The sequence below is a fragment of the Bacteroidota bacterium genome, assembly GCA_040388375.1.
GTDB lineage: Bacteria > Bacteroidota > Bacteroidia > UKL13-3 > UKL13-3 > JAAFJM01.
In genome coordinates this window covers 338,090-350,393 of the sequence record JAZKBU010000007.1, presented here as the reverse complement: position 1 = coordinate 350,393, position 12,304 = coordinate 338,090, and the positions used below count along the sequence as shown (strand labels likewise).

12 protein-coding genes and 1 tRNA gene are annotated in these 12,304 nt (G+C 35.2%); 2 read left to right on the top strand and 11 right to left on the bottom strand.

Going from position 1 to position 12,304, the window contains the following annotated elements; genetic code table 11:
- The first annotated feature begins 147 nt into the window (after positions 1 to 147).
- Positions 148 to 354, top strand: coding sequence for a hypothetical protein (locus V4538_13180; GenBank protein ID MES2381992.1), 207 nt, complete (start codon positions 148 to 150; stop codon positions 352 to 354).
- A gap of 67 nt (positions 355 to 421) precedes the next feature.
- Here V4538_13180 and V4538_13175 read toward each other — a convergent pair whose 3' ends face one another.
- The 4 genes from V4538_13175 to surE all read right to left on the bottom strand — a co-directional run bounded on the left by V4538_13175 (position 422) and on the right by surE (position 3,454).
- Positions 422 to 1,774, bottom strand: coding sequence for an ATP-binding protein (locus tag V4538_13175; protein MES2381991.1), 1,353 nt, complete (start codon positions 1,772 to 1,774; stop codon positions 422 to 424).
- Positions 1,775 to 2,256: 482 nt separating this feature from the next.
- A tRNA-Ala gene (locus tag V4538_13170) sits at positions 2,257 to 2,330 on the bottom strand.
- A 49-nt stretch (positions 2,331 to 2,379) separates the two neighbouring features.
- Positions 2,380 to 2,685, bottom strand: a complete 306-nt coding sequence (locus V4538_13165) for a hypothetical protein (GenBank protein MES2381990.1) — start codon at positions 2,683 to 2,685, stop codon at positions 2,380 to 2,382.
- A 1-nt stretch (position 2,686) separates the two neighbouring features.
- Positions 2,687 to 3,454: a 5'/3'-nucleotidase SurE gene (surE, locus tag V4538_13160; protein MES2381989.1), complete on the bottom strand. Its 768-nt coding sequence runs from the start codon at positions 3,452 to 3,454 to the stop codon at positions 2,687 to 2,689.
- A 221-nt stretch (positions 3,455 to 3,675) separates the two neighbouring features.
- Between surE and V4538_13155 the strand changes: the two genes are divergently transcribed.
- Entirely contained in the window at positions 3,676 to 5,889 is a 2,214-nt protein-coding gene (locus V4538_13155; GenBank protein ID MES2381988.1) for a DPP IV N-terminal domain-containing protein, read from the top strand.
- A gap of 42 nt (positions 5,890 to 5,931) precedes the next feature.
- Here the strand turns inward: V4538_13155 and V4538_13150 are convergent, their stop codons facing one another.
- The 7 genes from V4538_13150 to sufB form a co-directional block, all read right to left on the bottom strand.
- Positions 5,932 to 6,147 carry a hypothetical protein gene (locus V4538_13150; protein ID MES2381987.1) on the bottom strand — a complete coding sequence of 72 codons (216 nt, stop codon included), beginning with the start codon at positions 6,145 to 6,147 and terminating at the stop codon, positions 5,932 to 5,934.
- A gap of 87 nt (positions 6,148 to 6,234) precedes the next feature.
- A complete protein-coding gene (locus tag V4538_13145) occupies positions 6,235 to 6,579 on the bottom strand; it encodes an iron-sulfur cluster assembly protein (GenBank protein MES2381986.1) in 345 nt (114 codons plus the stop codon).
- A 94-nt stretch (positions 6,580 to 6,673) separates the two neighbouring features.
- Positions 6,674 to 7,105 (bottom strand): SufE family protein, encoded by a 432-nt coding sequence (locus tag V4538_13140; GenBank protein ID MES2381985.1) that lies wholly within the window; start codon positions 7,103 to 7,105, stop codon positions 6,674 to 6,676.
- A 33-nt stretch (positions 7,106 to 7,138) separates the two neighbouring features.
- A complete protein-coding gene (locus V4538_13135) occupies positions 7,139 to 8,434 on the bottom strand; it encodes a cysteine desulfurase (protein MES2381984.1) in 1,296 nt (431 codons plus the stop codon).
- Between the two features lie 63 nt (positions 8,435 to 8,497).
- Entirely contained in the window at positions 8,498 to 9,784 is a 1,287-nt protein-coding gene (gene sufD, locus V4538_13130; GenBank protein ID MES2381983.1) for a Fe-S cluster assembly protein SufD, read from the bottom strand.
- Positions 9,785 to 9,877: 93 nt separating this feature from the next.
- Positions 9,878 to 10,639, bottom strand: coding sequence for a Fe-S cluster assembly ATPase SufC (gene sufC, locus V4538_13125; GenBank protein ID MES2381982.1), 762 nt, complete (start codon positions 10,637 to 10,639; stop codon positions 9,878 to 9,880).
- Between the two features lie 98 nt (positions 10,640 to 10,737).
- Positions 10,738 to 12,189 carry a Fe-S cluster assembly protein SufB gene (sufB, locus tag V4538_13120; GenBank protein MES2381981.1) on the bottom strand — a complete coding sequence of 484 codons (1,452 nt, stop codon included), beginning with the start codon at positions 12,187 to 12,189 and terminating at the stop codon, positions 10,738 to 10,740.
- Positions 12,190 to 12,304: the final 115 nt, after the last annotated feature.

Sequence of the window (12,304 nt, the reverse complement as noted above, 5' to 3'; positions counted from 1 at the left end):
ACAAGGGCTTTTTGTTTGAAAGAGTTTAATAAAAACAAAAGCTTATTTACGATAGTTTGTAACGTTTTGTGGCTATAAGATGTTGGCGATTTCGAAGCACAAATGTTGATTCGGAGAACCAATGTATGGTTAACCACATAGCTATCTATGGATCGCAAAACCCCACATATTGCAAATGTGCTGTTAACACCAGTTGTTTCTTATGATACTTTTTTACCAAAAATGAATCCAATTGAAGTAGAAATTATTGCTGTCAACAATGTCGATACCTTTTCAGATTCTCTTGCATCCTTTGATAAAACCAAAACTAATATACTTAGAATTATAAAAATTGATGCTAAGATGTCCTTATAATTTTTATAAATAAAAGTTTCAAAATCTATTCGCGGATTTCGGATGTTCTCTTTTCGTTCGTCTGGTTTCATATACCTAAATTATTAATGTCACCTAAAAATGGAATAAACCCGAATTGTCCTTCTAAATATCCTTTACGTATATCCTTGTCAAAACGAGGTTTAAATTCACTTAAAGAGTATAGTCTAGTTGCGCCATTTTTGTCCTTTTCACAAAACCAAATTTCGTCTTGTCTGAATAGATCTAAATCTAAGAGATGTGATTCATGTGTTGTGAAGATTATTTGCCCTGACGAATTTGGAATAGTATCAAGATATAGACTTAATATTTCCCTGATTAATACGGGATGAAAACTTGTCTCAATTTCATCCACAACAAATATTTCGCCTTTGTGAATTGAACGATAAATAGCAGGAAGTAATTCAAAAAGTCGTTGAACACCTTTTGATTCTTCTGAAAATTTGAATTCAACCTCATTGCCAGAGCTGTCTTTATGTAATGTTGAGATTTTAACAAATTTAATTTCATCGTCTTTCTTAAAAGAAGAATATAACTCACCCTCATGTGTCACATCAATACCAAAATTTGCTTGAGTCAGCAAGTCTGTTTCTATGAAGGGAGGCAATTTTAGGCCTTTTGCTTTGAGGTCGGTTAGTGAAATTTCAACAATTTTAAAATCTAAAATTCCAACATTGGCTTTTGAAATTATACTTTTTGATACGGATAAAAAATCTTTGTCTAGCATAAAAGTTGACGCTAAACCATGAGTGGTATAATTTGAATGTGAGTTTGAAATTAATTCTTCAAGTGAAACAAATTTCAATTGCTTGCTAAACCATTCAAAGGGCAGTTGAACATCATTTAGTTTTTTGTTTATTGCTTCTTTGAAAAACGTCTGATTCTCTCTGAGTTCCTCTGAATATATTTCCTCGCGTAACTTTTCTTTTTGGTTTTTGTCACGATTTGGAGCAATAGTTAATGAAGTTTTTTTACCTTGAAATTTCCTTTTGAAAATTATTACTTCTGAATTCTCAATAGTAATTTCGAACAATTCTTCACGTATGATTATATTATTTAAAATGTCTAGTTGATAATTAAACCTTCTGTTTTCAATAATAAAATCAATGTCAAACTTAGTTGGAATGTTTTTACAGTCTGAAAGCTTAAAGACTGGTATATTAATTACTTCGTTTATGTCTTTTGTTCCGACAATTATTAGTCTGTGCAATAGTTGCAAAGCAAGAAGTAGATTTGTCTTTCCTGAGCCATTTGTCCCATAAATTGCTGCTGTCCTTAATATAGACTTATCTCTAAATGGAATAAGATGACTTTCATGTCTTTTGTATGAACCAGCAAACATATTAAACTCAACTTCGTCCTTTATGGATTTGTAGTTAGAGCAATAGAATTTTAAAAGCATGTCATTAAATTTTCTGCAATTATAAACCAAACTATCTGCACTGTGAAATTTTCACGTGATTTTTTCACATTATCTTTTCGTAGAACTTTTTTTCTTTCAATTGGTGCTAACATCTATAAAATCATTCTTCTCTCTTTTATATGGTTATGTAAGGAAGTATTTTGCTATACTTACATAACAAAACTATAGTATTGTTTTGCAAATCCAAATCGTGAAATGGCGTAGTTTTAATAGCTATTCAGGCTTGTTTTTATAGCAACTCCATTAGCATAAAACCAAAAAGGTTTCAATAGTACTATTGAAACCTTTTTGGTTGTGGAGGATATCGGATTAATACTTTTTCCTGTTTGGTGAACCTAACAATGAATGCCCTTTGCATACACAAAGGATGCACTATTATTGATAGCACGCCTTAGTAAACTTTGCTTACCGTTGTGCTGTAAATAAAAATGCCCCGGTCTAAACGACCGGGGCATTTTTTGTGGAGGATATCGGATTCGAACCGACCACCTCTTGCATGCCATGCAAGCGCTCTAGCCAAATGAGCTAATCCCCCGAAGTACCAATTGCCATTGTTTTTATGTCAATCGGGCTGCAAATATATTTTACAAACTTACAATTCCAAATTTTAATAAAACAATAACCAGTCCGTACAGGAAAGTGGCTAATATAACGCCTTTTGCAGTTTGGTATTTTTCAAACTGTATAATTAAATAAAACACGGCTAAGTTAATAACAGCGCATAAACTCAACAGGGGCGACAATAGTTTTTCCTGTACCGAAGTAGTAATGAATAACTCCAGGCTGCTGCCTTCAAACTTACTGAAGTAAAATATAATAATACCCAGTGAAGGGGCTAATAAACCTATAAGTATACCAATTATTAAATGATCGAATTTGTTTTTTTGCATGTTAAAAAGTCCATTGGTTAATGTTAGCAATAGCATGGTGGGCCGTTAAATCAAACTGAACAGGTACAATGGAAACAAAGTTGTTTGCCAGTGCCCATTCATCCGTATCTTCCCCTTTATCGTAGTTTATAAATTTACCGGTAAGCCAGTAGTATTGGCGTCCGTTAGGGTCAGTACGTTCGTCAAAATCTTCGTGCCATTTGGCATTGGCCTGTCTGCAAATTTTTATTCCCTGTAATTCGCTTCGGGTAATTTTAGGCACATTTACATTTAATAAAACACCAGTAGGTAAACCATTTTTTAAAATATTTTCAGCTACCTGCGTGGCTATTTGAGCAGCCAGCGTAAAGTCTGCCTCGTAAGCAAAATCGCAAAGGCTTATACCTGCCGAAGGAATACCTTCAATGGCTCCTTCCATAGCTGCACTCATGGTGCCACTGTATATTACATTAATAGAAGAGTTACTACCGTGGTTAATACCCGAAAGCAACAAATCTGGTTTGCGGTGCAATACTTTATCAACAGCCAACTTTACACAATCAGCAGGTGTGCCGCTGCATTGGTAAGAAACAATATCGCCATACAAATCGGTCTTAGCCAAACGCAAAGGTTTGCTAATGGTTACTGCGTGGCCCATGGCACTTTGAGGTGCATCAGGCGCTACAATTATAATTTCGCCAAGGTGTTTTACTGCATTAACCAAAGCTTTTATACCCGGAGCAGTTATACCATCATCGTTGGTAATAAGTATTAATGGCCTATCAGACATTTGTTTTTTTAATAATAAGAGTCGCAAAGTAAGCGATTGAGCCTAATGTTTTATAATTAGCCCTAAATTTTAACTAACAAATTAATACACGTGTTTAAACATTTAGCTACCCATTTGTGGTCAGGTTTATGGCTGCCTTCCTAAGCACTTTTGTATAAATTGATAAAAGGTTTTACTATTTAGGTTAAGATTGGTATTATCGCAACTCAAAACAAATACAAATGAAAAAAATATTTTTACTGCTATCGTTGGCTATAGTTGGGTTTTCGTACGCACAAAATCAAACATTATCCATTGATGATGCCATTTTAAAAGGCCGTACAACGTTGGCCCCTGAACGTTTAAGCCAGATGATGTGGAAGCCCGATAACAAAACAATAAGCTATGTAGGCAAAAAAAATGGCAAAGAGGTTTTAATTTATATAAACACACCTGGCTTAACCCGCGATACCGTTTTAACTATAGAAGATTTCTACAGTTCGTTTTATAGTATAATGCCCGAAGAAAAGAAATTGGAGCGTTTTCCTTTTTTTAGCTGGTTAGATAATAATACCATGTTATACAACTATAACAATACCATGTATGTATATAATTTAAGCAGCAAAAAAACATCGCTTAAAGTTAAAATGCCGGGTACAGCAGAAAACCTTGATTATGAAAAAATAAATAACCGTATAGCTTATACAGTAGGTAATAGTTTATATGTAAGCGACATAACCTCAAAAGATGTTTTAACAGACTACCAAAAACGTGGTAAAAAAGAAGGTATTGTACAAACTGATTTGGTGAGCGGGCAAGACGGAGGTTTTGGTTTAGTGGTAGGCAAAACAGTGCATAGAAGCGAGTTTGGTATAAGCAAAGGTACTTTTTGGAGCCCTAAAGGCAATAAATTAGCCTATTATAAAATGAACGAAAGCATGGTAACCAATTATGGATTGATGCAGTTTGAAAGCAAACCTTCGGGCATTGAAAATATAAAATACCCAATGGCCGGAGCCAAGAGCCATGAAGTAAAATTGTATTTTTACGATTTTACCAAAAAACGAAATATAGAGGTTGAAACAGGTGGGCCTGCTGAGCAGTATTTAACCAATATAGCCTGGAGCCCTAATGAAGATTACTTATACATAGCCGTTGTAAACAGAGCGCAAAACGAAATGAAAATGAATATGTACGATGGCTTAACCGGCAAGTTTATAAAAACAATATTTATAGAAACACACGATAAATATGTAGAACCTGAAAAGCCGGTATTATTTGTTAAAAACAACGAAAAACAATTTATATGGCAAAGCGAGCGCAATGGTTTTAATAACCTGTATTTATATGAAAGAGGAGGGAAGTTACTAAAACAATTAACCAACCTGAAACAACATATAAGCGAAGTGTTAAGCTTTGATGCCACAGGTAATAATTTGTATTTTATGGCTTTTTCAGCCGATGGTATGAATAAATACTTATACTCGGTAGAAATTAAAACAAGCAAAGTAACACAACATACCAAAATAGAAGGTATTCATACTCCATTGGTAAGCGATGATGGTGTTTATATTGTAGATAATTTCAGTAATTTAACAACACCTCGCCAAATTATACTAAGCGATAATAAAGGCAGGTTATATGGCTCTATTGTTAATGCCATTAACCCCATTATTAATTACCAAAGTACCGAAATTAGCTTAGGCAAAATAAAATCAACCGATGGCAGTACCGATTTAAATTACCGCTTAATTAAGCCCGCTAATTTTGATGCTACTAAAAAATACCCTTGTATAGTATATGTATATGGTGGGCCACATGCACAAATGGTTACCAATAGTTGGTTAGGCCAAGCCGAATTATGGATGCTTGCTTTTGCCCAACAAGGGTATGTTATATTTACGGTTGATAACAGAGGCTCGTTAAACCGCGGTTTAACTTTTGAAAACGTTACCCATCGCCAATTAGGTAAAATAGAAATAGCCGATCAGTTAGCAGGCGTTAGCTTTTTAAAACAACAGTCGTTTATTGATAGTACCAAATTAGGTGTGTATGGCTGGAGTTTTGGTGGTTTTATGACTACCAGCTTAATGACCAGAACGCCAGATGTGTTTAAAGTAGGAGTGGCAGGTGGAGCCGTTATAGATTGGAGCATGTACGAAATAATGTATACCGAAAGATATATGGATACACCCGAAGAAAACCCCGAAGGTTACAAAGAAAATAACCTGTTAAACTATACCAAAAACTTAAAAGGGAGACTATTACTAATACACGGTACCAACGATGATGTGGTGCTTTGGAACCATACCTTAAACTACGTGAAGAAAAGTGTAGATGAGGGTGTATTGGTAGATTATGCCGTGTACCCAACACATGCACACAATGTATTAGGGCCTGACAGGGTTCATTTGTTTAAAAAGATAAACCAGTACTTCAATGACTTTTTGAAGTAAGAAAATAAAAAAAGCCTTTGGATTTTTCCAAAGGCTTTTTTGTTATGCTTTATATAATACTTTGTCGTTTTGCTGATGAACAATAATATCGTCAGGGTTTACTACAATTGGTTTATCCTTTAAAAAGAATAAGATGAATAAAGATATAATGGGTAGAAAAAGACCTATAAAAAACCAGGGCCAGAATTTATATCCTTTGGTAATGGCGAGGTAACCCATTACCGGGGCAAAAAAAACTAAAAATACTGCTGCTTCCATAGCTGTTTACTAATTGATTGAACACTACAAAAGTATATACTATTTATTTACCATAAACATGATTTTAGGCTGAACAAAAGTCAGCTTTTATAAAAAGCCTAATTGCAGCTTGGCAGCCTCACTCATTAAATCCTGACTCCAGGGTGGCTCAAAAGTAACGGTAACAGTTACCTCTTTTACGCCTTCCATAGCACCTAGTTTCTCTTTTATTTCAGCAGGCATACTTTGTGCTGCGGGGCAAAAAGGAGAAGTAAGCGACATAATAATTTCAATGTTCAATTCATTCGAAACATTTACTTCATATATCAATCCCAGCTCATATATGTTTACCGGAATTTCAGGATCGTATACGGTTTGTAAAACTTGTATCGCTTCATTTTGCACATCTACAAATGTTCTCAATGGCTTTATATTGTTATTGGTTTCTTCCATTTTTATTGCTTCTGGCCTCTAGCTCTCGATAGTTATCGGGATGGCTGTTGGCTTTTTTATTTTATTATTTTTGTTAAAAGCTAGTGGCTATTGGCTAGGAGCCAGAAGCCTTATACGCCAAAGCGTACATTCTTATTTGTTTAATCATACTGGCAAAACCATTGCTTCGCTGGCTTCCAATCATACGGCTCATGCCTATTTTTTCAATAAAAAACAATTCACTGTTTAGTATATCATCAGGCGTTTGGTTACTCCAAACTTGCACCAATAAGCTTACCAGTCCTTTGGTTATTTCAGTATTGCTATCCGCTTCAAAAACAACTTTACCATCCGTAAAAGTAGGGTAGAGCCATACTTTACTTTGGCATCCTTTTACTATAAAATCATCAGTCTTATGTTCAACAGGCATAACAGGCAATTTTTTACCTAAATCCATTAAGTAAAACAAAGTGCTTTCCATGTCGCCATCAAACAACTCAAAGTTTTCTATTATTTCGTTTTGTATATCTGTTATATTTTTTTGCATCTGGCAACTAGCAACTGGCTTCTAGCTAAAAGTTTATTTGTTTGATAATTTTAATAATTTCTTCACTGCTTCTAAAAACACATCTACTTCTTCCAAAGTATTATATACCGAAAAAGAAGCACGGATAGTGCCATCTATTCCCAAACAATTCATTAAGGGCTGCGTACAATGGTGTCCCGTTCTTACCGCTATTCCTTTTGAATCTAATAGCATACCCGCATCAAAATGGTGCAGTCCGTTAATAACAAACGATTGAACAGATACTTTTTCTTTAGCGGTTCCTATTAAGGTTATTGGTTTTGTCTCAACTGCGCTCGACATGCTATTACGGTCACTGAGCGAAGTCGAAGTACCCGTTAACGAATTATTGATGGCCATTAAACCGTCTACGCAATGTTTCAGCAATGCATTTTCGTGGGCAGCTATGTTTTCTTTACCGGTTTCGCTTACAAAATCCAATGCATATTTAAAAGCAATTACATCGCCAATATTGGGAGTGCCCGCTTCAAATTTATAAGGGATTTCATTGTAAGTAGTTTTTTCAAAGCTTACTTCTTTTATCATTTCGCCACCACCTTGGTAAGGCGGCATATTTTCTAACAAAGCACGTTTGCCATATAAAACACCTACACCTGTTGGGCCATATAATTTGTGTGATGAAACGGCTAAAAAATCACAATCCAAATCTTGTACATCAACTGTTAAATGAGAGCAGGCTTGTGCACCGTCTAACAATACTTTAGCACCAACGGCATGTGCTTTTGCTATAATTTCTTTAACAGGGTTAATAGTTCCCAGTGCATTACTTACCCATACGCAAGCTACCATTTTGGTTTTTGACGAAAGCATTTTTTCGTATTCATCCATTAACAGTTCGCCTTTGTCGTTTATTGGAATAACCTTTAAAATGGCTCCTTTTTCTTCGCAAATTAATTGCCACGGAACTATGTTACTGTGGTGTTCCATGGTAGTAATAATTACTTCATCACCCGCTTGTAGGACTTTTCGCCCCCAGCTTTGTGCTACTAGGTTTATACTTTCAGTAACACCTTTCGTAAAAATACATTCCTCCACCTCCTTGGCATTAATGAAAGCCTGTATGGTTTTACGTGTAGCCTCAAACATATCAGTAGAGCGTGCCGCTAATGTATGTGCCGCCCTGTGAATATTTGCATTATCGGTTTTGTAGTATTTAACCAAAGCATCAATAACCGCTTGTGGTTTCTGCGTGGTGGCAGCATTGTCAAAATAAACCAAGGGTTTGCCATTTACTTTTTGATCAAGTATCGGAAACTTACTCCTGATAGCTGTAATATCTAATTTTGACATATTTTATCTGTATGTAGAGACGTTGCATGGCAACGTCTTTATAAATGAAACGTATCTACGTTACTATAGTTTTTTCTCAATCTCTTGTTCCAATAAAACAACCAACTCAGGTATTTTTATTCTTTCTGCTATATCGTCTGCGAAGGCATTCAATAGCATTTTTCTGGCTGCGTCTTCCGGTATTCCACGACTACGTAAATAAAACATAGGCTCTTCATCTAACTGGCCAATGGTAGCACCATGTGTACATTTTACATCGTCAGCAAAAATTTCTAATTGCGGTTTGGTGTTTACAGTAGCATCATTGCTTAACAATATGTTTTGGTTACGTTGGTAAGCATTGGTTTTTTGCGCATCTAAATGCACCATAATTTTACCATTAAATACCGCAACCGATTTATCCATCATAATGCCTTTGTATAGCTCATCGCTATGGCAGTTAGGGAAAGCATGGTCTACGCGTGTATGATTATCAATAAACTCAGTTCCGTGAGGCATGTATAATCCGTACAATAAACTGTCGCAATTTTGTCCATTCATGAAAAAATGCAAGTTGTTTCTTACAAATGTTCCGCTTAAGGTAAGCGTTACATGGTTTATATTGGTATTAGCTTCCTGGAAAATCTGCGTATAATTATTTTGGTAGCTTTCGCCTTCCTGATGTTGAATTTTATAGTATTCAATATGCGAATTTTCATTCACATATACTTCATTAACTACATTGGTAAACGATGGATTTGTACCAAGAGAATAACTGCTTTCAATTACAGTGGCAAATGCACTTTTTTCAACTACAATTAAATTACGCGGTTGGCATAATACATTGATACTGCTTGAATCTGTTATGTTTATGATAAAAACAGGACTGGCTACTCTTTTGTTATTAGGTACATAAATAAAGGCGCCATCGCTAAACAAAGCCGTATTCATAGCATTTAAACCTTCTCCTTCTACCGGAACATATTTGTTAAAATGTGCGTTGAATAACTCGCTGTTTTGTATTCTGGCTTGTGATAAAGTAGAGATGATGATGCTTGAATCTGTTTCAATAATATTTGATAAATTACTACTGAAATGGCCGTTTACAAATACCAAACGGTTAGCGGTTAAATCCTTTAAAAACGATTTGGCTAATAAAACTTCTGCTCCACTGTTGCTTAAAGTAGTTGATTGAAACGATTTATTGGTTAATGCTTTTAAGTTGGTGTATTTCCATTCTTCGTGCTTAGTAGTAGGGAAGCCTGTTTTTTCAAATTCAGCAAAAGCCTGCTCACGTTTGAAAAAGAAATCACTTTTTTCAGCTTGATTTTTATATTGGTTAAACGCTTCTTTTATATTCTCTAATAACATATAGTTCTAAATTCTAAATCCGAATACTGAAATTCGGAAAATGTTTATGTAAATTCTGCATCCGAAAAATCTGCTCCGGATTGTATTATGAATTTACTGTGCGCTGGCTTCTACTTCTTGTTTAATCCAATCGTAGCCTTTTTCTTCTAATTCCTTAGCTAAGCTGGCATCGCCACTTTTTACAATTCTGCCTTTGTATAATACGTGTACAAAATCAGGCACTATATAATCCAACAAACGTTGGTAGTGGGTAATAACTATAAAAGCACGTTCTTGGTTACGTAATTTGTTTACACCTTCTGAAACCAAACGTAAAGCATCAATATCTAAACCTGAATCGGTTTCATCTAAAATACCTAACTTAGGCTCCAACATAGCCATTTGAAAAATCTCGTTGCGTTTTTTCTCACCACCACTAAATCCTTCGTTTAACGAACGGCTTGTTAATGATTTATCCATTTCTACCAGTGCCATTTTCTCACGCATCATTTTCAAAAAATCAGTAGCTTCCATAGGCTCTAAACCTTGGTATTTACGTTTTTCGTTAATGGCGGTTTTTAAAAAATTGGTATTGCTTACGCCCGGAATTTCTATCGGGTATTGAAAAGCTAAAAATACACCTTCACGCGCTCTGTCTTCAGGGCTCATTGCTAATAAATCTTTACCATCAAAGTCAACAGTACCTTCTGTTACCTGGTAATCTGCTCTACCGGCCAATACAGCCGATAAAGTACTTTTTCCAGCACCATTGGGTCCCATTATAGCGTGCACTTCGCCTGCTTTTACTTCAAGGCTTAATCCATTAAGAATTTTCTTTCCTTCTATTTCTGCTTTTAAATTTTTTATTGATAACATATTTTTGGTTTATGGGCCATAGACAATAGTCCATGGCAAATAATACTTTCTTCTTTATACTTTTTTCTATGGTCTATCAACCATCGTCTATTAGCTATCTAACCTACGCTTCCTTCTAAACTTACCGCTAATAATTTTTGGGCTTCAACAGCAAACTCCATCGGTAACTGGTTTAATACTTCTTTACAAAATCCGTTTACAATTAATCCTATTGCTTCTTCTGTTCCTATACCGCGTTGGTTACAGTAAAATATTTGGTCTTCACCAATTTTACTGGTACTGGCTTCGTGTTCAACAGTAGCGGTGTTGTTACTTATTTCAAGGTATGGAAAAGTATGTGCACCACTTCGGTTGCCTATTAACATACTATCGCATTGCGTGTGGTTACGTGCGTTTTCTGCTTTTTTGTTTACTTTAACTAAACCTCTGTATGTATTATGCGATTTTCCGGCTGAAATTCCTTTCGATACAATCCTGCTTTTGGTATTTTTACCAATATGTATCATTTTAGTGCCTGTATCGGCTTGTTGCATATTATTGGTAACAGCCACAGAGAAAAATTCACCATTTGAGTAATCGCCTTTTAAAATACAACTAGGGTATTTCCAGGTAATAGCGCTACCAGTTTCTACTTGTGTCCAGCTTATTTTTGAATAAGCGCCTTCACAGCTACCACGTTTGGTTACAAAATTAAAAATACCACCTTTTCCGTCTTTATCACCGGGATACCAGTTTTGAACGGTAGAATATTTTATTTCCGCTTTTTCCATCGCAATTAGCTCAACTACAGCTGCGTGTAATTGGTTTTCATCGCGCATAGGAGCAGTACATCCTTCTAAATAACTTACATAACTGTTATCGTCAGCTATAATCAGTGTACGTTCAAACTGACCTGTATTTTCTGCATTTATACGGAAATAAGTAGAAAGCTCCATTGGGCAACGAACGCCTTTTGGAATATATACAAAACTACCATCGCTAAATACCGCAGCATTTAAAGCTGAAAAATAATTATCGGTGTAAGGAACAACAGAGCCAATGTATTTTTTTACCAAGTCAGGATGTTCGTGTAAAGCTTCGCTGATGGCACAAAAAATAACTCCTTTTTCAGCTAACTGGTCTTTAAAAGTAGTAGCAATAGAAACAGAATCAAACACAGCATCCACCGCCACACCCGTTAAACGTTTTTGTTCAGTTAAGCTAATACCTAATTTCTCAAATGTTTTTAATAATTCGGGGTCAACCTGATCTAGACTATCTAATTTAATTTTTTCTTTAGGAGCAGCGTAGTATATAATGTTTTGGTAGTCAATTGGTTTTAATTTGAAGTTTTGCCAATTAGGTTCTTCTAATGTGAGCCAGTAACGGTAAGCTTTTAATCGCCATTCTAACATCCATTCCGGTTCATTTTTTTTGGAAGAAATAAAACGGACAATGTCTTCACTTAACCCCATTGGGGCGGAATCCATTTCTATATCCGTAGTAAATCCATATTTATATTCCTGGCTAACTACCTGGTCTATTATATCAACTTCCTGTGTATCTGACATTTTCTAACTTTTATTTAAGTTTAGGGTTGCAAATTTAAACTAAAAAACCAAACTATTTGTATTTAGTCTAATTACATATACAAAAAAGTAAAATAAGAGTTTTGAGCTTATTTTT

Coding starts and splice junctions, on each gene's coding strand:
- V4538_13135 (MES2381984.1), bottom strand. CDS start 8,434: ATGTCAAAATTAGATATTACAGCTATCAGGAGTAAGTTTCCGATACTT.
- surE (MES2381989.1), bottom strand. CDS start 3,454: ATGTCTGATAGGCCATTAATACTTATTACCAACGATGATGGTATAACT.
- V4538_13150 (MES2381987.1), bottom strand. CDS start 6,147: ATGGAAGCAGCAGTATTTTTAGTTTTTTTTGCCCCGGTAATGGGTTAC.
- sufD (MES2381983.1), bottom strand. CDS start 9,784: ATGTTATTAGAGAATATAAAAGAAGCGTTTAACCAATATAAAAATCAA.
- V4538_13140 (MES2381985.1), bottom strand. CDS start 7,105: ATGCAAAAAAATATAACAGATATACAAAACGAAATAATAGAAAACTTT.
- sufC (MES2381982.1), bottom strand. CDS start 10,639: ATGTTATCAATAAAAAATTTAAAAGCAGAAATAGAAGGAAAGAAAATT.
- V4538_13165 (MES2381990.1), bottom strand. CDS start 2,685: ATGCAAAAAAACAAATTCGATCATTTAATAATTGGTATACTTATAGGT.
- V4538_13180 (MES2381992.1), top strand. CDS start 148: ATGGATCGCAAAACCCCACATATTGCAAATGTGCTGTTAACACCAGTT.
- V4538_13175 (MES2381991.1), bottom strand. CDS start 1,774: ATGCTTTTAAAATTCTATTGCTCTAACTACAAATCCATAAAGGACGAA.
- V4538_13145 (MES2381986.1), bottom strand. CDS start 6,579: ATGGAAGAAACCAATAACAATATAAAGCCATTGAGAACATTTGTAGAT.
- V4538_13155 (MES2381988.1), top strand. CDS start 3,676: ATGAAAAAAATATTTTTACTGCTATCGTTGGCTATAGTTGGGTTTTCG.
- sufB (MES2381981.1), bottom strand. CDS start 12,189: ATGTCAGATACACAGGAAGTTGATATAATAGACCAGGTAGTTAGCCAG.